Source organism: Bacillus sp. ISL-47, assembly GCF_018613175.1.
Lineage (GTDB): Bacteria > Bacillota > Bacilli > Bacillales > Cytobacillaceae > Cytobacillus.
The window spans coordinates 25,285-50,659 of the sequence record NZ_JAGGQS010000025.1 but is presented as its reverse complement, the minus strand read 5'-3'; the positions used below and the strand labels follow the sequence as shown (position 1 = coordinate 50,659).

Here is a 25,375-nt window from a genome sequence, read left to right as displayed (position 1 = left end):
TTAAGGATATATGAAGAGTAACTGAAAATCCAGTAGACGGATTGCAATAAAAAAGACTGATCCGCCGCTATCTGCGAATCAGCCAAAGCCATTTTATTTATCATCTACAATTATATAAGTAGCCCTTACTGGTCCGTGTACGCCAACAATTAAATTCATTTCAATATCGGCACTGTTGCTTGGACCTGATATGAAATTCACACAAGATGGAACTAGTTCCCCGTTTTCCACTTTATTATGGATTTCTTTTGCAACCTGGGTCATTCTGGGAACGATCGTGCTTTTAGGAATGATTGCTAAATAGATGACAGGCAGAAGGCTAACCGCACGGCCCTTTCCTTTATCACTGAATAAGACAACGGTCCCTGACTCTGCCAGTGTGGCATCACTGAAGGTAATCCCGATGTCAGCAGTCGCCGAGAAGGAAAGATTTTCTTCGCCTCCCTCTCGATCCCATACACGCACAGCAATATTTTCCTCATATAAATCTTTCGAAAGTCCGGTTAAACCAAATTCTTCAAATCGAGGATCATCCCAAGTAACCACAGATTTTCCGCCATACTCCTTAATCAAGTGAGTAATGAGTGAAGAAAGCTCTGAAGAGACCGTTTCATGCACATCTGTATGGATAAGCAAGCATTGTTTTTTCAGTACCTCAACAAGCTCATCCTGGGATGCTCCTTTTAGGACTTCCCATTGGGGATTATGATTCCATGCAGGCTTCTCAACCTGATGGCTCCGCTCCCTCCCCAAATTTTTCGCAAGATTATCCAGGAAAGAATTGCGGTTAAAAACTTGTCCAGCTGCCATCATTCTCCCCTCTCTTTCTTTCTCTTTTTATACAAATCTCTAAATCGATCTTTCTTAGGTGCCGGGAACTCGCGGATCTCAGTCCAGTTTTTCAGCGGACCTGGCCCATCAGAAATCTTATCATCTTTGGCAAACGCTCCCAGTGCTTTCGGAGCAAGCTTTGAACCGATATTATACATGGAAGGGGAAGCCGTTCCCATGCTGAAAGCCAGCATCGATAAGTTTTCAAACACAGGAGCTTTTCCCTCTTTTTCAACAATCTCCTGGCGGTGGCGAAGCAAATGCTCGTGCAGTGGGATTTTCACCGGGCAGGCTTCCGTACAGGCTGCACATAAAGTAGAGGCATATGGCAGTTCTTTATATTCGTCATATCCTCCCAATAGCGGAGTCAATACTGCTCCCACTGGTCCTGGATAAATTGATCCGTATGAATGGCCGCCTACATGGCGATATACCGGGCACACATTAATGCAGGCTGCACAACGGATGCAGTGCAGGATAGACTGGAATGCAGTTCCCAGAATTTTAGACCGTCCGTTATCTACAATAACGAGATGGAATTCCTCAGGCCCATCCACTTCTCCCTCTTGTTTTGGCCCTGTTAAGGCAGTAATGTAGCTTGTCAGCTTCTGTCCAACTGCAGCACGGGTCAGCAGGCTCACAAGGACCTCCATCTCCTCCCATGTTGGCACAATCCTTTCCATGCCCATTACGGTGATTTGTGTTTTCGGGATAGTTGTGACCATTCGCGCGTTCCCTTCATTCGTGACGAGGGAAATCGTTCCTGATTCAGCGATGGCGAAGTTGCAGCCTGTAATTCCGATATCGGCCTGCAAAAACTCCTCACGCAGCTTCTCCCTTGCAAACAATGCAAGCTCTTCCGGCTTTTCGGTTTTATCATAGCCCAGCTTATCTCTGAAAACGTCACGAATCTGCTCTTTATTTTTATGAAGTGCAGGTGTAACAATGTGGGACGGAGGATCATGGTCGTCCACTTGCAGAATCCATTCTCCAAGGTCGCTTTCAATCACTTCACAGCCGGCATTTTCAAGCGCTTCATTCATATTAATTTCTTCAGTGACCATCGATTTGGATTTAACAACTTTCTTTCCGTTGTTCTTTTTCACGACATTTGTAATATACTCATTTGCTTCTTCTGCCGTTTCGGCAAAGAATACGTGTCCACCGCGCTTTGTCACATTCTCGCTTAAAAGCTCCAGATAATAATCCAGATTTTCAATGGTATGTGTCCGAATTTCTTCGCCAAGCTTGCGCCAATCTTCCCAGTTCCCCAGTTCTTCAGCAGCATTTAACCGTCCGCTGCGAAAACGTCCCTGGGCAGATGAAACAGCTCCACGCATGAACTTATCGCTTATTCCATCCGAAACACGTTCTTTAAAGGGTTTTTCCCCTATTTTCATACCCATTTATGCTTCCCCCTTTTCTATCTGCTGTTTAATACAGAGGCTATATGCATTACCTTGATCGGTATTCCTTTTCGGTCAATTCGTCCGCCGATATTCATTAAACAGCCGCAGTCGGCTCCTACTAAAATTTCTGCACCGGAATCTTCAACACTCTGAACCTTTTCATCTACCATTTGCTCGGAGATTTCGGACATTTTCACTGAGAAAGTTCCGCCAAAACCGCAGCAATTATAGTTATGTGGGAGCGGTTTCATTTCCAGGCCATCCACATTGTTTAATAGTTTCATTGGCGCTTCCTTTACGCCCAATAATCTCGTCATATGGCATGATGTATGATAACTTGCTTTCCCATTCAGCTTTGCCCCTACATCCTCTACTCCTAAAACATCCACGATAAATTGTGTCAGTTCATATGTCTTATCAGCCAATTTTTGTGCACGCGGTTCCCATACCGGGTCTCCTTTAAAAACGTGCGGATACTCTCTAAACATCGTTCCGCATGATCCTGAAGGGGTTACAACATACTCGGAATGTTCGAAAACATTAATCATATGCTTCATCGATTCTTTGGCTTTATCAACATAGCCGCTGTTATAAGCCGGCTGTCCGCAGCAAGTCTGTTTCTCCGGAAAATCGACTTCACAGCCCAGTCTTTCCAGCAATTCCACTGTATCCATTCCAACATCTGTCTGAAAAATATCTATTAAACAGGTTACAAATAATGATACTTTCATAGGTCTCACCTTTTCTTTCTTCAGGTAAATTCAAGCTTTTCCATTCATTTAACTCACTATTTACAGTGTAAGCCTTTACTTCGGCCTAGTCAACAGGTCATCTGATGACTTTATCGAAATAAAACAAGCTCCCTCAATGGGAGCTTGCCAAATTTCATTATGCTGTTTTCCTCAACTGCTTAACTTCTATTCTATTTTGCTTCTGTCCTTTGGCAATAAGGGTTACAATGAAACCAGCCACAACAGCAAGTATGATGGTTCCAATATTCAAGCCAATTCCGTTAATGGCCACATAGCCAATTCCGCCTGCAAAAATAACATAGAAGGTCATTGGAATCAGCGTTTTTCTTATCAAACTCCCTTCCTTGCCTATTAATCCGGCAGAAGAAGAAGCTGCGACAACATTATGCACACAAATCATATTTCCGGCTGCACCGCCGACAGCCTGCAAAGCAACAATCGTTGCTGGCGCTGCAAGGATATTATCTGCTACACCAAATTGGAATAAAGAAAACATCATGTTACTAACTGTATTGCTTCCTGCTGCGAACGCCCCAATTGCTCCAATTGTTGGTGCCGCAAGCGGCCAATAGCTTCCAAATATAGTTGATATTCCCTCTGCCAGCGCAAGAGGCATGCTTGTATAATCAGCAGCATTGATACCAGAGTTGATAAACACCTGCACCATTGGAACTGCGAAAATCAGGGCAGCCATTGCACTAACAATCGTTTTAAAAGAGTCCTTTACTGCACGTCCATACTCTTTCATATTCATCTTAAATATAAAGATTGATAGCAGTGAAACAACAATAAATATGAAACCTGGAAGATTCAATGGTTTCGATTCAACTGTAATCGCTGTTCCAAATAAACTTTCAAACCTGATGACCAAGGCTTGAAGCCATGCCGAGAACGGTAAATATTTCAATCGTGTTAGGACTAATAAAACAGCTACTAATAGGTATGGCAGCCACGCAGCCATGAACGATACTTGCTTCTTTGGTTTTTCCGATTCGTCTACCTGAAGGGAACCAGTCCATGACGGATCCCAATTGCTTTTTTCTTCAAAATCCCATGCTTTTTCTGGGATAAACAGTCCTTTTTTAGCAGCAGGCACGACAATGGCTAAGCCTATTAAACCGCCAATCAGGGATGGAAACTCCGGTCCAAGGAGATTTGCTACTAAAGCATACGGAACTGTAAAGGCCAATCCTGCAAAAATAGCAAACTTCCAAATTGCCAATCCTTCTGCAATCGATTTATTTCTTCCGAAGAAGTAAGTCAGCATTGTCACCATGAATAGAGGAATAAATATGCCTATAACTCCATGAATAAGGGCAACTTGTCCGCCAATTCCATTTATGTAAGCATCAAACGTCGTACCTTGTTCAGCAATATAGCTTTGAACTAATGGTGAATCCTTTAATCCGGAATTAACACCTATTAGAATCGGCGTACCCACAGCACCGTATGAAACTGGCGTTGATTGCAGGATAAGCGCAACCATAACGGCTCCCATAGCAGGAAAACCAATAGCGACCAAAAGAGGTCCAACTATTGTGGCAGGTGCCCCCCAGCCCGCTGCTCCTTCAAGGAAGGATCCAAACAGCCAGCAGACGATGATGGTCTGAACACGGCGGTCCGGCGAAATGCTCATAAACCCTTTACGGATTGTAAAAATGGCACCGCTTTCTTTTAATGTGTTTAAAAGAAGAATTGCACCAAATACGATAACGCCCACTTCCAGCGCTGTCACAACCCCTTTTACCCCGGCTGCAGCAACCTGATTTCCCGGAACTTCCCAAATGAACATGGCCATAATAATCGTTAAAGCCAACGATACTGGCATAGCCCTCTTAGCCGGCCATCTTAAAATAACTAAAAATAGAAAGACTGAAACAATGGGCAATGTTGCGATTAAAGCCAATGTACCAATACTCAAATACCTCTTCCCCTTTCATGATGAAAAATTTCTTCTCCCTTTGAAGTAATCACATTAACAGGTCATCTGATGACTTTAGTATAATAAACAGTATAAATAAAACGCTTTCATATAACAATACTATTTTTTAAAAATTTAAAAATAAAGCCCAATCGTTGGCTCCGATTGGGCTTTATTTCAAACTTCTATTTCCTGAAAATATTTCATCAAAACTTCTTCGACACTTTGAAGATGCTCGAGCAATAACTTTTGGGCTGCAGCTCCGTCCCTTTGTTCGATTGCCTCGTAGATGCTTGAGTGCTCATGTGTTAAACGTCCCAAGGTGGATTTTTTGGAATAAAGCCATAGCCTTCGTGTTTCTCGCATCGTTGTAACCATCATTTCCGATACATTATTCATAAGGCTGATCAGCAAATCGTTTTGTGATGCTTTGGCAATGGCCATATGGAAACGGAAATCTGCTTCTTCCCCTAATTCTTCATCATTGGCATTTTTCATTTGTTCCAGCGCCTCTTTAATTTCATAAAGCTGCTCTTCAGTCCACCTTAATGCTGCAGCTTCAACGGCCCCGACCTCCAAAATCCGGCGGACCTCCAGAAGATTTTTTACATCATCCTTTTTCATTAAAACAGCTATTTGCACAGGAAGCTTGAGCATATTGGAGTTAAATTCGCGGACATAAGTCCCTTCTCCCTGATGCATTTCCACCAGCCCCATAGCCCGGAGTACACTCAACGCCTCCCGCACCGCTGAGCGGCCAACCTGGAAATTTTCCGCAAGCTGCTGCACGGAATCAAGCTTGTCACCCGGCTTCAGCACACCGGATTTGATCATATCCATAATGGCCTCAGCCACTTCTTCATATATTTTACGCGGTTTTATTCTTTTATAATTCAACTGTGTCACCTCATTATGTATCTACCTATGATTCTATAGTAATATTGGTGAAGCGACAACGCTAATTTGTAAGCGGTTCCTTAAAGAGAGTTATATATAAGCAAAAGGAACAGGATTTGACTTGGTCTTCTCAAGGTTATTCCAAAATTCAACTCATTCCGAATCCTGACTAAATCAAGATGAATCCCTCCATTTGTAAAACTGTTGCCGTACACTGTACTCTCCGGAAACTTCGCTTTCCCCTGTAAATAGCAGTATTCATGTATGTTTCTTCAAGCCATTGTCATTACAAACCTTTCCCGGTTCAAGAGCTTGAATCTGTGCTTTTCATATAGCCATATAGGCACCTCTTCTATACGATCCAGCATCACTATTAGTTTCAGAAAAAAGCTTATCTGTTGCATGATCTTTTTAAATCGTCTAAGATTAAATCGCACACGATTTAAATTAAATATTCAGGAGGAATTCCATGACAACTGTTTATGATTTTCAAGTAAAAAAGCCAAACGGAGATATCAAACCTTTGAAAGATTACGCTGGCCAGCCATTAATTATTGTTAATACAGCAAGCAAATGCGGATTGACTCCTCAATTCAAGGGGCTGCAGGAGCTTTATGAAAAGTACAAGGACAGCGGTTTGGAGATCCTGGGCTTTCCTTGTGATCAGTTCAATAACCAGGAATTTGAAAATATTGAAGAGACCACAGAATTCTGCCAAGTAAACTACGGAGTATCATTTCCGATTTTTGCAAAGGTTGATGTAAATGGAGACAATGCTGATCCCTTGTTTGTTTTTCTAAAAGAACAGAAAAAAGGGCTGTTATCGAAAAACATCAAATGGAATTTTACAAAATTTCTTGTGGACCGCAATGGCAACATTGTTGATCGTTATGCCCCAACAACAGAGCCAGGAAAAATCGAGGATGATTTAAAGAAATTACTTTAACAATAAGGTGAGAACATGGAAGACTATTTCACATTGGACAAACAACTTTGCTTTGCAGTTTATGAAACAGCGGGTGAATTTACCAAACTGTATACAAGCGCTCTTCAGCCCTTCGGATTGACTTATCCCCAATATCTTGTCCTTTTAGCACTTTGGGAAAAAGATGGAGTAACCGCAAAGGAGCTTGGAGAAAGACTAAATCTGGGAACTGGAACCCTAACGCCAATGATTGCAAGGATGGCATCAAATGGCTGGCTCCGGAAAGAAAGGTCCAAAGCAGATGAACGAAAAATAAATATTTATTTGCAGGATAAAGCCCGCCAGGAAAAACATACCATTATCCAAAAAGTCAGCGAAATCATCCAAACGTGCCAAATTGAGCTGGAAGATTATGAACAGCTGATGATACAGCTTGGGACACTGCGACAGAAGGTAAAGGGGCGGATTTAGGGAAACAAGAGTACCTCACTAAAAGGAGGTGCTCTTTTTATACCTCCACGTTTAATAACCCTGAAAAAAGCCATATTAAAGATAGGTTAATTTGGAAAGGAGCATAAACGATGAATTTTATACCAAGAGAGCAGATCATCAATGCATTACAAGAGCCGTTTCAATCCTACATATCCAAATATGGGATTGACGACATTGGGATTTTTGAGGAAGAAGGCCAGGATAACCAATACTATATAGGCTACACAGTGAAAAAAGCAGGAAAGACTTATCATATACATAGTCCATATACTAAGAATGATCATGGCGGCTTAGCCCCTGTAAAAAAGGAGTGGACGCTTGAAACCGATGAGCCCCAAAAAGACGACCGAAGGGGATTTAACGACTTAGATCAAGCTTTCCGGGAGATTTAAATTTTAGTAATAAAGGTGTATGATTCCTTTTGGACTATATTAAATTTTGAATTTTTTGTCTATAATGAGGTTAGATTTATAAAAAGGAGTGAAAAGAATGGCCGTTAATGCCTACCTTAATTTTAATGGGAATACCCGGGAAGCTGTTGAGTTTTACGCGGAGGTTTTCGAAACAGAAAAGCCTGAGATTATGACTTTTGGGGACTCCCCTCCTAACCCTGAATATCCATTGCCTGAGGAAGCTAAGAATTTGGTTATGCATACACGCCTTAACATTTGCGGCAGCAACGTGATGTTTTCTGATACATTCCCCGGTATGCCTTTTACAGTTGGAAACAACATCAACCTTGCTATTTTGATTAAAGATCAGGATGATCTTAAAAAGTACTTTAACAAACTGAAAGCAGGCGGTACTGTAGACATGGAGCTGCAGGAAACGTTCTGGAGCAAATGCTATGGCCAATTAACAGATAAGTTTGGGATAACCTGGCTGTTCAACTATGATAGTGAATAAAATATACATATGGAATGTTAAAGTGGAGGCTCAACTGAAAGTCTCCATTTTTTTATTCATTTAACAAATGATGAATCATTCTTTTCTTATCATCAAAAAACTGCTTCATAATTCTGTAATGATTTGTGTCTTCCAGCTTTTTTTCTATAATGCCTTCATCACTGAATTCATAAATTGTGGCATTAGGATACGACATGATGATCGGCGAGTGGGTGGCAATGATAAACTGTGAGTGTTCATTTACCAAATCATGGATTCTTGTCAGCATGGACATTTGCCGCAACGGAGAAAGAGCAGCCTCCGGTTCATCCAGAATGTAAATGCCATTGCCTCGAAAGCGATAAAGGAACGTAGAAAAGAATGCTTCACCATGTGATTGCTCGTGCAGCGAACGCCCTCCAAAAGAATCAATCACCCGTGGCCCACCCCCTTCACGATCCATTTCTTCAATATTGGATGCAACATTATAAAAACTCTCTGCCCTGAGGAAAAATCCATCCCTTGGTTTATCAAAACCCTTTATTACTCTAAGGTAACTCCCAAGCTCTGAATGGGAATCAAACGTTGAGAAGTTAAAATTGAAAGAGCCTCCTTCAGCATTAAATCCCAAAGCTACCGCTACCGCTTCCAGTAAAGTAGACTTGCCCATCCCATTCTCGCCAATCAGAAAGGTAACCTTCGGGTGAAAGGAAAGCTCATCGAGCGTCTTTAAACTAGGAAGACTAAAAGGGTAGTGGTTAAAAGAAGGTACATGATCTCTTTTAAGGCTAACACTTCTAACATATTGCGAGCTCAGTATATCCATATAAATACCTCTAGTTTTTTTATATTTTAGATGTGTTAAACATCGGTGTAAATCAAATAATATAACTCTTTAACTTATTGTCGTCAATCGATTGATTTCCTTAGCAATATGAAATAACGCATCCTCTTCCTCACCTGCCCAAAAAACCTTGCATATATTGACTTAAAATACTTTTATTTCGGAGGTCTCCCTCATGAATTATACAGTACAGCCTGGTGATTCCCTTTTTAGCATTGCACGGAGACTCGGTTTAAGCATCGATTCCATTCTGAACCGTAATCCACAAATAACAGATCCTAACTTCATCTACCCAGGACAGGTGATCTTAATCCCTCTGCCATGTACGATTTTACGTCAGGGTGATACGGGGCCAAATGTACGAAGAATTCAGTTCCTGCTTCAAATGGTTAATTTTTATCCTGGGCCAATCGATGGCATTTATGGCCCAAAGACTCAGGCAGCCCTAATCGGCTGGCAGCAAGCTATAAAAGAGCTTGAGGTTACTGGCATGGTAGATATGGATACTTGGATCTCCCTGGGTTTTCAATGTGATCCAAGGCCTGCTGGGATAACTCAATATATTGTCCGTCCTGGCAGTTCTTTGTTCCTAATTGCAGCATGGTTCGGCATTACAGTTGAAAGCATCCTGCGGGTAAATCCACAGATAACGAATCCTAACCTGATCTATTCCGGCCAGGTTATAAACATACCTTAAAAATTTAGCCCTCAGTTCAGAAAAACTGAGGGCTCATTCTAAGCCACAAACCTCACAATATCATTTGACTGCTGTACCAGATGCCCTTTAAGTTCATTTTCATATTTATTTCTCCTGAATATTCAAGAATTCCACAATCTCAATTTGATTTCCCGATGGATCTTCAATAACAAAGTAACGCCCTGGAGGACAAGACTGGGGCTCATCAAAAAGCACGTTCACACCAGCTTCCTTCATTCTGCTAAAATCACGTTCAATATCCTCTGATAGTATACCAGGCAATACATTGGCGCCCTTGTTTTCCTCAGCGGTCTCTTCCAGAACAACTGGCACCTCACTATGTACAAGACTAACAATTTTTTCTCCATAATATTTAGAGACTTTGAAATCCAATGCCTCTGTATAAAACTTTAAAGCAGTCTGCAGATTATTTACTTTTACTGTTAGTACGCAAAGCCTATTTAACATGGAAATTCCTCCCTTTTGAATCAGTCCTAGAGTATTTCTCGCAACGAGTTTCCATATCCTTCTAGATAGAAGGAATTGTCTAAAAAATTTGCTCTTTCCTAAAAGATTTTGTTAATAAATTTTTGTGATTAAAAAACATTGATAAATAAAGTTGGTTGATTGGAGCGTAGGGTGCGGGATCTTCGTAAAGGCATACGCATTTCCTTTGTGCGGTGATGATTCGAGGATGCTTATTCAAAGTCCAGCGGGAGGAGTAGTACTTTATAAAAAAGAGGTCTGCCCCAGTGCTTTAATCGTCAAGCGCTGAAGACAAACCCCTTGGTTGTTATATTGAAGAACTATTATCATGTACCGCAATAAGTTCGGTAAGGACGTGCTGATGGTTCGGGCATTTTGCAGTATTCATCCTGTTCAGGGGAATACGCAAAAGGGCTTGAAAGTACATCAAGAAGTTTTTTCATTACCTTGAAGTCTCCTTGATTTACTGCAGCTTCCAATGCCTCTTCAACCTTGTGGTTTCGGGGGATAACAGCAGGATTGCTTTTCCGCATTAACTGAATTGCAATGTCTTTCGATTCCTGCCTGCTTAGTCTCGATTGCCACTTCTCATGCCACTGAATAAATTCAGGGTCTCCATTTAGCCCCGCTTCCTCCAAGTGATTCAAAGTTAATGATCGGAAGGTGTTGGTATAATCCGCTCCAGACTTCTGCATGATCTTGAGGAGGTCTGTAATTAGGGTTTCATCTTCTTTTTCTTCGTTTACGATCCCCAGCTTTGCTCTCATCCCATTGAGCCAATGACTTTGATAAATCTTATTGAAATCGGAAATAGCATCCTGAGCTATTTTCACAGCCTCATCCTGATCTTCATGAAGGAGAGGCAAAAGAGTTTCTGCAAACCTCGCCAGATTCCATCCGCCAATATAGGGCTGGTTCCCATAAGCATAACGGCCTTCCCTATCAATTGAGCTGAATACGGTTGCGAGATCGTAGGCATCCATAAAGGCGCATGGTCCATAATCGATGGTTTCACCACTAATAGTCATGTTATCAGTATTCATAACTCCGTGTATGAAACCAACTAATTGCCATTGGGTTATCAGCGCAGCCTGGCGCTTGATTACTTCCTGGAGCAGGGAAAGGTATCGGTTCTCATCTCCCTCAATTTCTGGATAATGACGCTTTATTGTATAGTCAGCCAGTGCACGGAGCTCTTCAACCGGCCTCCAATTTGCAACATATTGAAAGGTGCCAACACGCAGGTGGCTTCCTGCTATTCGGGTTAGAATAGCACCAGGCAGCTCGGTTTCGCGAATGATTGACTCGCCGGTTGTCACCACTGCCAGACTGCGGGTCGTCGGAATGCCAAGCGCATGCATGGCTTCACTAATAATGTATTCCCGCAGCATTGGCCCGAGTGCTGCGCGGCCATCGCCTCCGCGGGAGTAGGGAGTTCTGCCTGAACCCTTAAGCTGAATATCAACCCGCTCACCCTTCGGAGTGATTTGCTCGCCAATCAGCATTGCACGGCCATCACCTAACATATTAAAATGCCCAAATTGGTGCCCAGCGTAAGCTTGCGCCAGAGGCGAAGCTCCTTCAGGAACCTGGTTGCCAGCAAGTACCGCTAAGCCATCCTCGCTTTGCTGCGCTTCCGTATCCAACCCCAATGATGCTGCCAGTGAACCATTGAGTATCGCCATTTGCGGTGAGCTTACAGGATTGGGATTAATCCTGGAAAAGAATGATTTCGGCAAACGGGCATAACTATTATCAAAGTTCCACCCTGTTTCTTTCTTATTTGTCATCGTATCCCCTTTTCTTATTTGACTTTTTATCCGGTTATTCTTTAGTATCCTTTAGTTTTTAATTTACACCTTAACATTCTCAGCTTATTATAATGTCATCTTCTTCCACTTCATTATACCTTTTACTTTTGGATGTCTCCAATAAAAAAGGTGCCTGCCCCCTAGTACGTTAACATCCTAAAGTACTAGCGGCCAGGCACCTATTCTTTTTACTATTCACTGTGCTCAAACGTTTTGCATGCTGTTTCCTCAACATCTTCAGCCTCTCTGCCATTTTGGCCGATGACATAAATTGAGTCGGCTACACATTTATCTCCTTCTGCCCAGTATTTGCAGTTTTCCACGTTACATAATACCTCGACTTCCATTGATGGCCACCTCCTTAATGGTTTGGTATTCTATACCCTTTTTGAAGAAGGATTAACCAACTTTTAAATCCACCTAGTTATGTTCTCACTCTCATTCTATGCAATAGTTTAAAAAGGGATTGGACAAGTGTAGATATATATTAGAGTTCTCGCTTATTTTTTAATTTTAGAAAGAATAACAAAAAGGGCGATGGATTCGTGGTAACCACATATCCATCGCCCTGCATAATATAAGTCCAAGCCAGGACTCCTTTGTTTTGTCTCGTAAAAAGAATATAATAAGTTACTTAAACAAGTCTAAGAATAGTTCCCAAAATCCTTTTTCTTTTTCAGGCTTTTCTTTCTTTGCTTCTTGTTCTTCTTTTTTAATGCTTTCTGTTTTTATTACAAATTGCACGGAAGATACTTTTTCATTTTTAGAAGAAACAAAGGATACTGGCTTAAAGTCAGATTTATCATATTCCTCAATCATCTCATTGATTTCCTCTTGCATTTGAGCTGGCAAGTCTTTGGTTTCCTTATATAATTCATCAGTTCCATTGTGGAGCTGGCCCACTCCTTTTTCTAATTCACTTGTTCCACCTGATAATTCTGCTATACCCGAGTGCAGCTTATGATAGGAAGCAGATAACTGGCTTACCCCTTCTGTATAGCTTACTAATCCGGAGTGGAACTTACCGTAATTGGAGGCCAAAGCTGCAAGGCCTTTCTGCAACTCTCCCAGGGCACTCACATCCATCTCCTTCATCGAACCAGCAAGTTCATTTGCCATCGACGTCAATGTTCCACTCATTTCTCCCACAGACCCGCTAACTTGGTTTAATGATGGTTTGACAGCTTCAAAGGCTTCTTTTACAGATGAATATGTCCCTTTCACTTTTTGTGAAGCGGAATATGACTCAACCAATTGATCAAGTACATTGGCATCCGCACCGCTCTTATACAATCCAGCAATCTCTTCCTCTGTAAGCTGATGAGCAGGAATTTCCTTAATAGCACCATCTAAGGCACGATAAGCAAGCGAGTAATTCTCTTGCAGGGCTGATAGGCCATTTGCTGTTTCCGAAAGGCCATTCGCTAATTGTGTAAGGCCATTTGGCAGTTCGCTCAAGCTCGTTAGATCCATTTTTGCTGAATCTCCGGAAAGGGAGCCACTGATTGTCCCAAGTGCATTTCCAATGGAACGGGATGCATTTACGATTTCAGAGGACGAGCCATCCAACTGACTCATTCCATTTTTATATTTCTCAGAACCATCACGCAGGGCTGCTGCACCGGTATCTAATTGGGAAATACCCTTCTTCAAGTCAGCAACACCGTTATTTAACTCTCCAATAGCTTTTGACAATACCGACATGTCATCTGTCATATTTCCCATTTCCGAGGTATCAATTGGCAGAGTTGATGGGACAGCAGCGATCTCAATTCCTTGAAATTCAAAATCCTCAACATCTGCCTCTACGCTTAGCTTTTCCTCTTGGCCAGGCATAACGGTAAAAGTAATCTGCTTATTTTTTCCGGCGTTTGCAATCATTCCGCCCGGAGCTTCAATATTTTCATACTTATTGGAAAGCATGATAGAAACTTGCAATAAATAGTTTTCATAAAATACTGTATCAACGTTCCCATTAGCAGCCGTATCAATATTTATTTCAACATGCCCTCTTTTTCCTGCAAGATCGGATGGAGTAACTTTCTGTCCATCCAACAAATAAGAAATCTTTATATCCCATGGTAATTCAGAGTCGTCCTTCATGTTTCCCTGATAATAAAATTTGCCTTCTGGAGCATTGACACGAACGGTTTGCCCCTCTTGATCCAATTCCGTTAAATCAGTCAAATTTTTGACGCTGCTATATTCCCCATAATCAAGGATCTCTCCAGCCCTTGCCACCTCAAGCGTATTCACGACATAGATGTCACCTGGGGCACCATTGGATTTCAATGTCGCATACACCACTTCGTCCTTTGATGTGACTTTACCTGCTGCTGTTTCAGCTTCTGCCTCAGCAGAAAAGCTAAGAAATGAAGGCAAGAAGATCATAAAAGCAAGTGAAGCATGAAGTATTTGTTTTTTTCTCATCATCATTTCTCCTCATAAAAATTTGCTTTATAGGTCGTTTTTTTAATCAGTTTATCGAATACCAAAAGCATCGCCGGCAAGACCAGCACTACCATTACAAAGGCAAGCAGAGCCCCTCGACCCAGCAATAGTCCAATGGATGAAACAACCGGATTTGAAGATGTGAGCCATAAAATAAATCCTACACTGGATAAAATGGCTGCCGATATTGAAATCGAGAATGTTTTTTCATCCAATGTTTTCACTATTGCTTTTACAGCAGGCATTTCTTTGCGATGATGATTATACGCCTCTGTCAGCAAGATGGCATAGTCTACCGTTGCTGCAAGCTGTACAGTACTAATAATTAAATAGCCTACAAACACCAGTGAGGTATTCGTAAAATATGGAATCGATAAATTAATCCAAACAGCTGATTGAATGGTAATGAGCAAGACCAGCGGAATGGAAAGGGATTTAAAGCTGACCAGCAGTACAATCGCAATCGTAACAACCGTTAAAACGTTCACCACGATATTGTCCTTTGTTACGGTATTTTTAATATCATACAAAGTAACGCTTTCCCCAAGGCTGAGTGCCTGATCTCCATAATATTTCGAAGCCGTTTTTTCTATGATTTCTACAATCGAAAAAGGAATATCCCCTTCCGTTCCCTGATTCGTATTGATTATAATACGGCTGTAGTTTTCAGAGTAAAATTCATTCGTAATCGATTCATCTAAATACTCTGGCGGGATTTCAGAACCAACCCTATTTACATACGAAATGACACTTGTTACATAATCGGCTTCTTCTAAATCCTGAACGAGGTCTGACTCTTTTGCCACATCGCCTTTATGGACTAAAAGAACAATTGGCGTGGTTTCACCAAATTCCTCTTCGATCATTTTCAAATCACTGCCGGCACGCGTCTCTTCCGGCTGTTCACCAATCCCATACACAAATGAGGTGTTGCTCTGTGCCAAAAAGGCAGGAATAAGAATGGCAAACACAAGAAGCAAGCTTGGAGCTTTTAGTTTTACAACCCTTTTGCCAATGCCAGTGAAGCTCGGAACAAAGCTTTTATGTTTTGTTTTATCCATCCATTTATAAAAATAAAGAGTTAGAGCAGGCAAAAATACCATAACACTGATAAAACTCAGGATAATTCCCTTTACCAGGTTCACACCAAGATCAGAGCCAATTTCAAAATCCATGAATGTAAGGGCGATAAATCCGAAAAACGTTGTGGCTGCACTTGCCGTGATTGCCGGGAATGACTTTTTCATTGCAAGCTGCATGGCTTCTTCCGGATTATTGGCCGTCTTCCGATAATCAGAGAAGCTATGAAGCAGGAACACTGCATAATCAAGAGAAACCGCCAGCTGCAAAATCGGAGCAACAGACTGGGTGACGAAGGAAACCTCTCCTATAAAGATGTTTGTTCCTAAGTTAATCAGTACCGAAACACCGATGGCTGTAAGGAAAAACAGCGGTTCTATCCACGAAGTAGTAGAGATGACCAGAATAAAAATAATGATCGGCACTAATAATAGACCGGCATTTAACGATTCCTTCCCGGCCATTTTTTGGGAGCTTGCCGTATTGATGGCTTCTCCCGCAATCGCACCATTTTCCCCAATTAGTTCATAAATGGCATCGGTTATTTTAACCTCATCCCCTGAACGGACACTGATGGAAAACAGCGCATTTTTGTCCTTATAGTAATTCTCTACCATCTCTTTGTCCGCCACTTCCAAAGGGGTCTTCAAATCTACTACATCATCCAGCCACATCACATCTGAAACACCGTCAATGGCTGACAGCTTTTCTTTATATTCGAGTGCTTCCTGTAAGGATACATTGGGTATCATGACTCTAGTATCCGGAACAGAACCTGTAAACTCTTTTTCCATGATGTCCATCGCCTTTGTCGACTGGGCATCATCTGGCAGATAATCGACCATATTGTAATTGACCGATACAAAGAACTGCGCCACCGTTGAGAGTAAAGTAAAGAAAACAAACGCAATCAAAACAGCTTTTTTATGTTTTATGATCCGTGATGCAATATTTATCATTTTTCATCCTCTCTTGTGTCATCCACAATTTCACTTTATCATTATATAAAACACAGTGTTGGCTATTCAACAAACAGTTCGCCAGATTACGTTATGTTCGCAACAGATTATAATGATTTGTTGTTTTTCTATTGAATTACAGAAATAGGAAGGAAGGATCAGAGTTTGGGTTCCAAATTGGATAGACGCAAAAAATATACACGGATGGTTTTAAAAGAAGCACTGATAAAATTATTAGAGGAAAAACAAATACCATGTATTACGATAAAAGAAATCTGTGTGCAGGCTGACATAAACCGCTCAACATTTTACTCTCATTATTCAAGTCAGTACGACCTGCTCAATTCCATAGAAGAAGAGTTTATCAAGGATATGACTGCAACACTTAGCCAGTACAATTTTTCCAAAGAAGACGAAGCCTTGCAAATGACAGAAAAGATTTTAGAATATATTGCGGAAAACAATGACATATGCCGAACACTGTTAAGCGAGAATAGCGATATTCATTTTCAAAAAAAAGGCATGATGATCACGAAGGAATTTATATTCAAAAATTGGATTACTGACAAACACCTTGAACAAGAAACATTGGAGTACATAAGTATGTTTGTTGTGAGTGGCAGTATTCATGTCATTAAGCATTGGCTTGAAAACGGGATGAACAAAACCCCTAAAGAGATGGCTGAAATTATTAACAACTTCATAAACAAGGGGTTATTAAATATACGATGAAGTATCATTATTAGAGAGGTGCCTTAAAAAACGCCTGGCCCAAGTACGTTTTTTGCTTGTACTAGAGCCAGGCGTTTTTTATGCTTGCTTCAAAATTAATTCTGTAACACTCTCCACATGTGCCGTCTGCGGGAACATGTCCACAGGCTGTATTCCGGTCACCTTATACTTTGAGCCAAGTATAGATATATCCTTGGCTAGTGTAGATGGGTTACAGGATACATAGACCACTTTCTTTGGCTGCACTTTTACTATTGTCTTAAGCAGTTGCAGATCAAGGCCTGTTCTAGGCGGGTCGACGATAATCACGTCTGGTTTCCATCCTTCTTTGGTCCATTTCGGAAGCCACTCTTCTGCTTTGCCAACCACATATTGGGCATGCTTGATGCCGTGGCGGGCTGCGTTTTTCTTGGCGTCTTCAATGGATTCGCGGATGATGTCCATACCCCGGATTTCAGCGGCTTGGTCTGCTACCCATAAGCCAATTGTTCCTACTCCGCAGTAGGCATCCGCCACTTTTTCTTTTCCTGTGAGGGCGGCAGCTCTTTTTACTTCGTTATATAGCTTAACTGTCTGTTCCGGATTCAGCTGAAAGAATGTGCGGGCAGATAGTTCAAATTGCAGATCTCCAAGTGTTTCCTGAATAAAGTCGCTTCCTTCAAGATTCATGGTTTCTTGCCCAAAAATCAGAGAGGTTTTTTCACCATTCACATTTTGGATGATTGATTTTACTTCAGGCAGCTCACTCTTAATTCTTTCGATAATAATCTCTCTCTTGGGCAAATCTTTCTGTGTAGTTATGAGAACAATTTGAAGCTCGCCAGTCTGGATCCCAACTCTGGCAACGATGGTTCTGACTAGCCCTTTTCGGGTTCTTTCATTATAAATCGGAATTTTTAAGTCCTGTAGAATTCTTTTGACCGTTTCAGTTGCCTTTGTTGTTTGCGGGTGCTGGACCTTGCAATGTTCGATATTAATAAGGCGATGTGAATTCATGCCATATAAACCAGCTAGCACCTTCCCATCTTTTTGGCCAACTTGGAACTGGCTCTTATTGCGGTAGTTCCAAGGATCTTCCATTCCGATCGTTTCTTTTATATTTAGTTTTGCAGGATTCAATTTTGTATGCCGTTCAAGCGCTTGTATAATGATATCCCGTTTCTCCTTAAGCTGCTGGTCATAGCGAAGATGCTGAAGCTGGCAGCCGCCGCATTCGTGATATACCGGACATGGCGGCTGGACACGGTACTCCGACTTTTTGCGGATTTTTTTTATTTTTGCCTCAGAAAATTTCGGGTTTACTTTGGTTGCCTCCGCCACAATTTCCTCGCCAGGCAGTGCTCCCGGGACAAAGACGACCTGCCTTTTAAAATAGCCAACACCCTCGCCGTTTATGCCAAGTCTTTTAATGGTAAGCGGAAATGTCTGATTTAATTTTAATTTAGCTGTTTGTTCTTGTTTCATGGTGCTTCATCACTCCAAATTACTCGATGCTCCTCCATAAATAGAGGGAGGCATAGCTTAAATAAGGACCCCAGCTCTTTGAAAAAGTCTCCATTTCCTCTCGAGTTGGTTTCTCTTCTAATTTATACAGTTTTTTTAATGCATTCTGAATGCCAATGTCTGCGACTGGAAAAAGGTTTTGCCTGCCGAGCCCGAACATCAGGAAATTTTGAACAGTCCAGGGGCCGACACCTCGCAATTTGATTAGTTTATCATAAATTTCTTCATCTGAAAGGTTTTTTAGCTCTTCGAAGTTTAAGTCTCCGGAGGCTGTTTCCTTTGCAATTCCCATTACATACTCTGCTTTCCGTCCGCTGAATTGCAGTTCGCGAAGATTTTCCACTGTCAGTTTCGCCACTTTTTCAGGGAGTGGATAAAACCAAGTTCCATCTTTCTCAAAGCCAAACGTTTTAACAAATCGTTCTGTTAAAGTATGGGCAAATGAAAGATTAAGCTGCTGGTGAATGATGCATTTCAAGAGGCATCCATACGGATCAAAATCGAGCACAACTGGTGTCCCATAATGCTCATCGAAAATAGGCTTTAAATCGGTATTTTGAAAATGCTGATGGATCCTCTCCAGCGGGAGATGCCATTGAAAGATTTCAGATAGGCGTTCAGCCGCTTTTTCTTTTAGCGGTCCTTCTGTTCCTTCTATTATAAATTCCGGTGCTTCTGTTGTTCCGCTGGCTTTAACTTGTGCAACAACCGGTGTATTTTCCAGAAGCATCGGCACCTTTACTGACCTGTTCTCAAGATCAACCTGATTTAGAGGGTCAATGGACAGCCTGTCCAAAACGAGATCAAAATTATAAGGTCCTTCTACTTGTATCTTTTCCAAGAAGAATCCGTCCTTTATCATTTTCCCCGATTATAGCATTTTTTGTTGGGATTTTACTAAAAATGTACGTCCTATAAAGAAATAGACCCTAAATTTGGGTCCATCTCCATCTCTTTATATTGTTTTATCGCATTTACCGGCCGAAATTACAAATTTACCGGCCAATTCTGGTTAAATACCGGCCAAATTTCTCATTTTACCGGCCATATAGTCTGATTTACCGGCCAAACTTCAGTATAAAGCCCATACTGAAGTATTCTTTTCGGCCAAAAATAGATCTTTATCGGCCAATTTCAGTCGTTTAACGGCCGAACCCACTGATTTTACGGCCATTCAATCTGTTTTATCGGCCAAGCCCAATCAGTAAAGCATCCGTTCTCCAATTGCCTGCTCCCAGGTCAAATCATCCAGGCTCTTAAACGTATAGCCCCGCTTTTTCAAATCCTGAATGGCTTTTTCCAGTGCATCGGCATTGTCCTTTGATACGGTGTGCAAAAGCAGGATACAGCCGGGATGAATTTGCCGCATAATGTTGTCATAAGAGTATTGCCAGCCTTTTTGCCGATCTGTGTTCCAATCAACAAAGGCTAATGACCAAAATACGTGGGTATAGCCCTCTTTTTTTGCAAGAGCTAAAGTCCGTTCGCTGAATATACCGCGGGGCGGGCGCAAATACGCCATCTGCTTAACCCCCGTCAAATTTTCAGTTTCAGCGCGTACCATCTCAAGCTCTTTTATAAATTTTTCATCACTCACTCTCGTCATATCCGGATGATGCCAGGAATGGTTGCCAATGATATGGCCTTCGGCTGCCATCCTTTTTACAAGATCAGGTGCACTTTTTAAATAGTGCCCTGTTACAAAAAAGGCTGCAGGGACGTTTTCCTTTTTCAAAACATCAAGAATCTGGCCTGTATATCCGTTTTCATATCCATTATCAAAAGTTAAGTAAATATCCTTTTTGTTTGTGTCGCCTTTGTAATATGACCCATGCCTTTCAAGCAATGAATCCAGCGGTTTACCGGCTTCTGCTGGCACCTCATCCTTTGCTTTTTTAAATCCCCAGTGGATTGGGGAGTTTCCATAGTTCGCGTATGCTGTTCCAGAAAAAAACAGGAAAAAAGCACTCAGAACAATGCTTAGTTTTTTCATCTGAGTTCCTCCAATATTTTTTTCTTAGTGTTTGTGAAAGGCATAAAAACATTCGCAGGCGCTATTGGCAAAAAAATGCACGAAAAAGAGAGACCTCTTACAGAAGTCTCTCTCGCTAACTTTATTAGAATACACGCTCTTTAAACTGAGCCAATTTTTCAAGTGAAGATTTATCAACATCCTCATGAAGGCTGTTTCCGTGTGAGTCCATGGTAACAACGGCTGTAAAGCCTTCAACCTTTAGATGCCACATGGCTTCAGGTATCCCGAATTCCATCAGGTCAACACCTTCAACAGACTTGATGCAGTCCGCATAGTATTGAGCGGCTCCGCCAATTGCATTTAAGTAAACACCGCCATGCTCTTGAAGAGCTGACAATGTTTTCGGACCCATTCCGCCTTTTCCGATTACAGCGCGAATGCCAAATTTTTTCATAATATCGCCCTGGTAAGGCTCCTCACGAATACTTGTTGTCGGGCCAGCCGCTTTTACATGCCACTTGCCTTCATCGTCTTTCATCATAACTGGGCCACAGTGGTAAATAACCTGCCCGTTAAGGTCAACTGGAGCATCATGGTCCATTAAGTGGTGATGAATGGCATCTCGGCCCGTGTACATCATGCCGTCGATCTTTACCACATCCCCAACCTTTAAGCTGCGAATCTGCTCTTCCGTAATTGGAGCCTGCAGCGTAACAATATTAGTTCGTTCTTCCACTTCCACTGCTGCAGCTGTTTCAAGCTCAGCTTCAGTTGAACCAAAGTCGATTTTCTCGCCTTCCTGGTACATCCACTCATTAATTTCTCCAGTTTCCATGCTTACGGCAACGCCAAGGCGGCGGAATGCCCAGCAATTGTAGGCCACAGATACGAAGAAACTTGCAGGGATACGGTTCATTACGCCTACTTTACAGCCAAGAAGTGTTGTTTCCCCTCCGAAGCCCATTGTGCCGATTCCTAGTTCATTGGCATTTTCTATCACGTAGTCTTCCAACTTGCGAAGATCTTCCTTTGGATTTACATCATCTACAGAACGGAAAAGCTGTTCTTTCGCAAGGTCATAGCCTGAAGAACGGTCTCCGCCGATGCCCACGCCAATAAAGCCTGCACTGCAGCCTTGTCCTTGTGCCTGGTAAACAGAGTGCATGATGCATTTGCGAATGCCGTCAAGGTCGCGGCCGGCACGGCCCAGCCCTTCAAGCTCGCATGGAAGGCTGTATTGGATGTTTTTATTTTCACATCCGCCGCCTTTTAGAATCAGGCGTGCATCGATGTAGTCTTTTTCCCATTGCTCAAATTTAATAACAGGTGTTCCAAATCCAAGGTTGTCCCCGCTATTTGCGCCAGTCAAGGAGTCTACAGAATTCGGGCGAAGCTTCCCGTCCTTTGTAGCCTGGGCAATCGCATTTTTAATTGCTTCCTTCATCACTAACTGGTTGGCGCCAACAGGCGTTTTAATTTTGAACGTTGGCAAACCTGTATCCTGGCATATTGGTGAGACATTATCATCAGCCATTTTAATATTATTTGTAATCGTTGCTAAGCTCATTGCAGCTCTTGTGCCGGCGCTTTCTCTTTCCTTAGCCGCTTTGATTGCACGGCGGACATCGCGCGGAAGATTAGTGGATGTTTCTACAATCAACTGATACATGCTTTCCTGAAACTTGTCGATTTTCATTGCTCTAGTCCCCTTCCCTTTGCTCCCTATATAGCTCTTATCTATTATGAAAATTACAATTATTTATCGTCTACCATTATACTCCTAACAGAAACGTATTTAAAGACCCACCTTGCAATCGTTTACAGGATTAAAGAGGAAATTTCGGTTTACTCAGTAAAATTATGGCCTGTAGGAGTTATGCATCTCTTTGATGCAGCTTCTCTCTGCGCTAGCCGGAAATGGGGTACCAATACGGTCCTTTATTTGAGACAAAGTATCATTAGGCTCTTTGCGCAGTTTTAACCAGAAAAGTGTTCCGATGCCACAGTCGGAAGGACCGTAACCCTATTAAAAAAAGAGCCTATTGGCTCTTTTACATATCGCGGTTATTGAATTCACGGCATTTGGATTCGAGGTCATCAATCATTTCGATTAAACGATCGATATCTTCGAGTTCTGTGTCTTCTGGCTCAATTGCTTCCAATACATCCAGGAACATATTTAAACGCTGTTTTAAAAAGGTTACTTGTGTATTTTTATCATGAATCGGACTGCCCAAAACGTTCTCTCCTTTCGTCTCGTTTACATCCTACATGAAATTCAGACATTCGGCAAATGGGTTTATAATTAATATACCCACCTTTCCCTCGCTCAATTTTCAATTCAAAAAATACTGTGCTGTTTAACTGATAGCCTTTAAAGGAATAGGTATGATAGGAAGAGGAGGAATTTACATGTTCTTTTCAAGCTGGCAGGACATTTGGAGAGTCCTTTTAATCGGTTTGCTGAGTTATGCATCACTAGTCCTGTTTCTCAGAATTTCAGGGAAACGGACTTTATCAAAAATGAACGCTTTCGACCTGGTCATCACCGTTGCGCTGGGTTCAACCCTCGCGACCATACTTCTTAACAAAAAAGTATCCCTGGCTGAAGGGATGACAGCATTCAATCTTCTAATTGGACTTCAATATACTGTTGCTTGGCTTTCAGTCCGGTCATCCAGGTTCAGTGAGTTAATAAAATCTAACCCTGACTTGCTTTATTATCAGGGGAGTTTTTTAAGCTCTTCATTAAGAAAGAACCGTGTTTTGGAAGTCGAGGTATTGCAGGCAGCACGTGCCCAGGGCATCTCTTCTTTAAATGATGTGGAGGCCGTAGTGCTTGAAACCGATGGGAATATATCCGTCATTAAAAAGAGCAGTTCAAGCGGCAAGTCCACTCTTTCAAATGTAAGCCAAGAGAAAAGCTGATGCCAAAAAGGCATCAGCTTTTAATTTGATTTTCTGTTATTCCGGCTGCTTTTCCTTCACGACTGGAGTCAGCTGCCCCATATAGCCTGCCTTTACCATGATCGATCTGAATGGCCTGTACATTGCCAATTCGGCTAGGTTCGTCACCGAACTCAAAGCCTTTTGACTCCATTTCCCCTTTTGCCTCCATGCTAATGCCGGGCTCCCATTCAATTAGCGGACCTGAGCTCGCAAATATCCTGGGTTCCTCAATCGCTTCTTTTAAATTCATCTTATGATCAATCACATTAACAATCGTTTGGAAAACCGAGCCGATAATTGTCGGCCCTCCAGGTGAACCAAGTGTTAGGACCGGTTTATCATCCTTAAACAAAATGGTTGGGCTTTTGCAGCTGACCGGCCTTTTATCAGGCTGCGCCTCATTAATTCCGCCTGGGTTGGCATCAAAATCGGTTAACTCATTATTCAGCAAGAATCCGTATCCTTTTACCATAATGCCTGAGCCAAATGGATGCTCTACCGTAGACGTACATGCCGCTATATTGCCCCATTGGTCCACAACAGTAAAGTGGGTGGTTTCACTCTTTTCCATATCATCAGGCTGGCGGATGACTTGTTTAGGCTCCCCCTCTTGGTATTTCCACGGATTCCCATAATCAATCGCATCATTTCGCCGTTCAAAGCTAACAGCTTTTGCCCTCTCACCAATATAATCATCATGAAGCAGCCCTTTAATCGGCAGATCCGAAAATTCCGGATCACCTGAATAGGCAATTTTGTCAGCAAATGCTAATCGCATAGCTTCCGTTATCAGATAGTACTTTTCCCATGACTTAGCATCATACTGACTTAAATCAAACTTCTCAAGGACTTTTAAGATCTGGATTACTGTCAGGCCTCCCGCGCTCGGAGGAGCAGATGAAGCTATTTTGTAGCCTTTGTATTCTCCCCAAATTGGCTCGTCAACCGTCAGACGGTAATTTTTAAGATCTTCAAGGGTCATAAATCCGCCCTCTTCCTTTAGGTTTGCAACAATTGCCTCTGCAATCTCGCCTTCGTAAAAAGCGGAGATCCCTTTATTTTGCAAAATCCGGAATGTTTTAGCCAGATGTTCTTTGACAAGGCTATCTCCTTCATTAAGTGGTTTACCCTCAGGAAAATAAAAAGCTTTCGCTTCTTTGCCCAGTCTGTAATGGAAATTCTGCAGTGCTTCTTCGAGTACCCAATTTACTTGAACGCCGCTCTCCGCAGCGTCTATCGCCGGCTGAATCAAGTCAGCTAGCGATTTAGTTCCATGTTCTTCCAAGGCTGTATCCATGGCTTTAAGTATTCCCGGGATGCCAACAGCTGTACCATGGGTAGACCGCTTTCGAAAGTCTATTACTTCCCTGTTATCATCCAAAAACATTTCCGGGTGTACACCCTTTGGTGCCCTGGTGTGCCCATCATATATTTTTACATCTTTCTTTTTATTATCATAAACCATTAAAAATCCGCTTCCGCCAATGCCTGTCATCATAGGCTCAACTACATTCAAGGCGAATTGGATGGCAACTGCTGCATCTACTGCATTGCCGCCTTCTTTTAATATCTTTTCGCCAATATCGGTTGCGACTGGATGCGGACTTACGACCATACCAGCCGTCCCAACTGCTGTTTCTCTTTCATGGGACTGCTTTTCCATATCATTTGATAATGATTTCCCTCGTCTATAACCCATACTTTAACCTCCAAAGAATGTCCTTTATCTATAGTTAAGAGTTACCCCCTCCTTCAAAATATGAAACAACCATCATA

The 25,375-nt window shown here is 42.0% G+C and carries 24 protein-coding genes; 7 read left to right on the top strand and 17 right to left on the bottom strand.

The window, feature by feature from the left end; translation table 11 throughout:
* Nucleotides 1-93: 93 nt before the first annotated feature.
* The 5 genes from J7I93_RS09980 to J7I93_RS09960 form a co-directional block, all read right to left on the bottom strand.
* Nucleotides 94-810 carry a LutC/YkgG family protein gene (locus tag J7I93_RS09980; RefSeq protein ID WP_214725731.1) on the bottom strand — a complete coding sequence of 239 codons (717 nt, stop codon included), beginning with the start codon at nt 808-810 and terminating at the stop codon, nt 94-96.
* Nucleotides 810-2,237, bottom strand: coding sequence for a LutB/LldF family L-lactate oxidation iron-sulfur protein (locus tag J7I93_RS09975; RefSeq protein ID WP_214725718.1), 1,428 nt, complete (start codon nt 2,235-2,237; stop codon nt 810-812). The genes J7I93_RS09980 and J7I93_RS09975 overlap by 1 nt, the downstream gene beginning before the upstream one ends.
* Nucleotides 2,238-2,254: 17 nt before the next feature.
* The gene (locus J7I93_RS09970) at nt 2,255-2,971 is read right to left on the bottom strand and encodes a (Fe-S)-binding protein (protein WP_214725717.1); all 717 of its coding nucleotides are present in this window, start codon (nt 2,969-2,971) and stop codon (nt 2,255-2,257) included.
* A gap of 157 nt (nt 2,972-3,128) precedes the next feature.
* Entirely contained in the window at nt 3,129-4,913 is a 1,785-nt protein-coding gene (locus J7I93_RS09965; protein WP_214725716.1) for an L-lactate permease, read from the bottom strand.
* Between the two features lie 177 nt (nt 4,914-5,090).
* A complete protein-coding gene (locus tag J7I93_RS09960) occupies nt 5,091-5,810 on the bottom strand; it encodes a FadR/GntR family transcriptional regulator (RefSeq protein WP_214725715.1) in 720 nt (239 codons plus the stop codon).
* Nucleotides 5,811-6,279: 469 nt separating this feature from the next.
* On the opposite strand from J7I93_RS09960, the gene J7I93_RS09955 reads away from it, so the two are divergent.
* From J7I93_RS09955 to J7I93_RS09940, 4 genes are all read left to right on the top strand, one after another.
* Nucleotides 6,280-6,756, top strand: a complete 477-nt coding sequence (locus J7I93_RS09955; RefSeq protein WP_214725714.1) for a glutathione peroxidase — start codon at nt 6,280-6,282, stop codon at nt 6,754-6,756.
* A gap of 15 nt (nt 6,757-6,771) precedes the next feature.
* A complete protein-coding gene (locus J7I93_RS09950; protein ID WP_214725713.1) occupies nt 6,772-7,206 on the top strand; it encodes a MarR family winged helix-turn-helix transcriptional regulator in 435 nt (144 codons plus the stop codon).
* Between the two features lie 110 nt (nt 7,207-7,316).
* On the top strand, nt 7,317-7,619 hold the full coding sequence (locus J7I93_RS09945; RefSeq protein WP_214725712.1) for a DUF5634 family protein: 303 nt from the start codon (nt 7,317-7,319) through the stop codon (nt 7,617-7,619).
* 97 nt (nt 7,620-7,716) lie between these two features.
* A complete protein-coding gene (locus J7I93_RS09940; RefSeq protein ID WP_214725711.1) occupies nt 7,717-8,133 on the top strand; it encodes a VOC family protein in 417 nt (138 codons plus the stop codon).
* Between the two features lie 52 nt (nt 8,134-8,185).
* On the opposite strand, the gene J7I93_RS09935 is transcribed toward J7I93_RS09940, so the two are convergent.
* Nucleotides 8,186-8,938 carry an AAA family ATPase gene (locus J7I93_RS09935; RefSeq protein ID WP_214725710.1) on the bottom strand — a complete coding sequence of 251 codons (753 nt, stop codon included), beginning with the start codon at nt 8,936-8,938 and terminating at the stop codon, nt 8,186-8,188.
* 193 nt (nt 8,939-9,131) lie between these two features.
* Here J7I93_RS09935 and J7I93_RS09930 point away from each other — a divergent pair, with 193 nt between their 5' ends.
* A complete protein-coding gene (locus tag J7I93_RS09930) occupies nt 9,132-9,653 on the top strand; it encodes a LysM peptidoglycan-binding domain-containing protein (RefSeq protein ID WP_214725709.1) in 522 nt (173 codons plus the stop codon).
* A 105-nt stretch (nt 9,654-9,758) separates the two neighbouring features.
* On the opposite strand, the gene J7I93_RS09925 is transcribed toward J7I93_RS09930, so the two are convergent.
* The 5 genes from J7I93_RS09925 to J7I93_RS09905 form a co-directional block, all read right to left on the bottom strand.
* Nucleotides 9,759-10,121 (bottom strand): VOC family protein, encoded by a 363-nt coding sequence (locus J7I93_RS09925; RefSeq protein WP_214725708.1) that lies wholly within the window; start codon nt 10,119-10,121, stop codon nt 9,759-9,761.
* A 344-nt stretch (nt 10,122-10,465) separates the two neighbouring features.
* The gene (locus tag J7I93_RS09920) at nt 10,466-11,929 is read right to left on the bottom strand and encodes a protein adenylyltransferase SelO (RefSeq protein ID WP_214725707.1); all 1,464 of its coding nucleotides are present in this window, start codon (nt 11,927-11,929) and stop codon (nt 10,466-10,468) included.
* 212 nt (nt 11,930-12,141) lie between these two features.
* The gene (locus J7I93_RS09915) at nt 12,142-12,297 is read right to left on the bottom strand and encodes a DUF1540 domain-containing protein (RefSeq protein ID WP_110066699.1); all 156 of its coding nucleotides are present in this window, start codon (nt 12,295-12,297) and stop codon (nt 12,142-12,144) included.
* A 283-nt stretch (nt 12,298-12,580) separates the two neighbouring features.
* Complete coding sequence (locus tag J7I93_RS09910) at nt 12,581-14,380, bottom strand: hypothetical protein (RefSeq protein ID WP_214988166.1); 1,800 nt, start codon at nt 14,378-14,380, stop codon at nt 12,581-12,583.
* 2 nt (nt 14,381-14,382) lie between these two features.
* A complete protein-coding gene (locus J7I93_RS09905) occupies nt 14,383-16,440 on the bottom strand; it encodes an efflux RND transporter permease subunit (RefSeq protein WP_214725705.1) in 2,058 nt (685 codons plus the stop codon).
* 165 nt (nt 16,441-16,605) lie between these two features.
* Here J7I93_RS09905 and J7I93_RS09900 point away from each other — a divergent pair, with 165 nt between their 5' ends.
* Nucleotides 16,606-17,172, top strand: a complete 567-nt coding sequence (locus J7I93_RS09900; protein WP_214725704.1) for a TetR/AcrR family transcriptional regulator — start codon at nt 16,606-16,608, stop codon at nt 17,170-17,172.
* Between the two features lie 78 nt (nt 17,173-17,250).
* Here the strand turns inward: J7I93_RS09900 and rlmD are convergent, their stop codons facing one another.
* The 5 genes from rlmD to J7I93_RS09875 all read right to left on the bottom strand — a co-directional run bounded on the left by rlmD (nt 17,251) and on the right by J7I93_RS09875 (nt 22,887).
* Complete coding sequence (gene rlmD / locus J7I93_RS09895; protein WP_214725703.1) at nt 17,251-18,636, bottom strand: 23S rRNA (uracil(1939)-C(5))-methyltransferase RlmD; 1,386 nt, start codon at nt 18,634-18,636, stop codon at nt 17,251-17,253.
* A gap of 19 nt (nt 18,637-18,655) precedes the next feature.
* A complete protein-coding gene (locus tag J7I93_RS09890; protein ID WP_214725702.1) occupies nt 18,656-19,537 on the bottom strand; it encodes a DNA-3-methyladenine glycosylase family protein in 882 nt (293 codons plus the stop codon).
* 339 nt (nt 19,538-19,876) lie between these two features.
* On the bottom strand, nt 19,877-20,668 hold the full coding sequence (gene pdaA, locus J7I93_RS09885) for a delta-lactam-biosynthetic de-N-acetylase (RefSeq protein ID WP_214725701.1): 792 nt from the start codon (nt 20,666-20,668) through the stop codon (nt 19,877-19,879).
* A 124-nt stretch (nt 20,669-20,792) separates the two neighbouring features.
* Complete coding sequence (locus tag J7I93_RS09880; protein ID WP_251025793.1) at nt 20,793-22,346, bottom strand: fumarate hydratase; 1,554 nt, start codon at nt 22,344-22,346, stop codon at nt 20,793-20,795.
* Between the two features lie 355 nt (nt 22,347-22,701).
* Nucleotides 22,702-22,887 (bottom strand): SE1561 family protein, encoded by a 186-nt coding sequence (locus J7I93_RS09875; protein WP_214725700.1) that lies wholly within the window; start codon nt 22,885-22,887, stop codon nt 22,702-22,704.
* Nucleotides 22,888-23,062: 175 nt separating this feature from the next.
* Here J7I93_RS09875 and J7I93_RS09870 point away from each other — a divergent pair, with 175 nt between their 5' ends.
* Nucleotides 23,063-23,578, top strand: coding sequence for a DUF421 domain-containing protein (locus tag J7I93_RS09870; RefSeq protein ID WP_214725699.1), 516 nt, complete (start codon nt 23,063-23,065; stop codon nt 23,576-23,578).
* Nucleotides 23,579-23,591: 13 nt separating this feature from the next.
* Here the strand turns inward: J7I93_RS09870 and ggt are convergent, their stop codons facing one another.
* Nucleotides 23,592-25,298 carry a gamma-glutamyltransferase gene (gene ggt / locus J7I93_RS09865; RefSeq protein WP_214725698.1) on the bottom strand — a complete coding sequence of 569 codons (1,707 nt, stop codon included), beginning with the start codon at nt 25,296-25,298 and terminating at the stop codon, nt 23,592-23,594.
* Nucleotides 25,299-25,375: the final 77 nt, after the last annotated feature.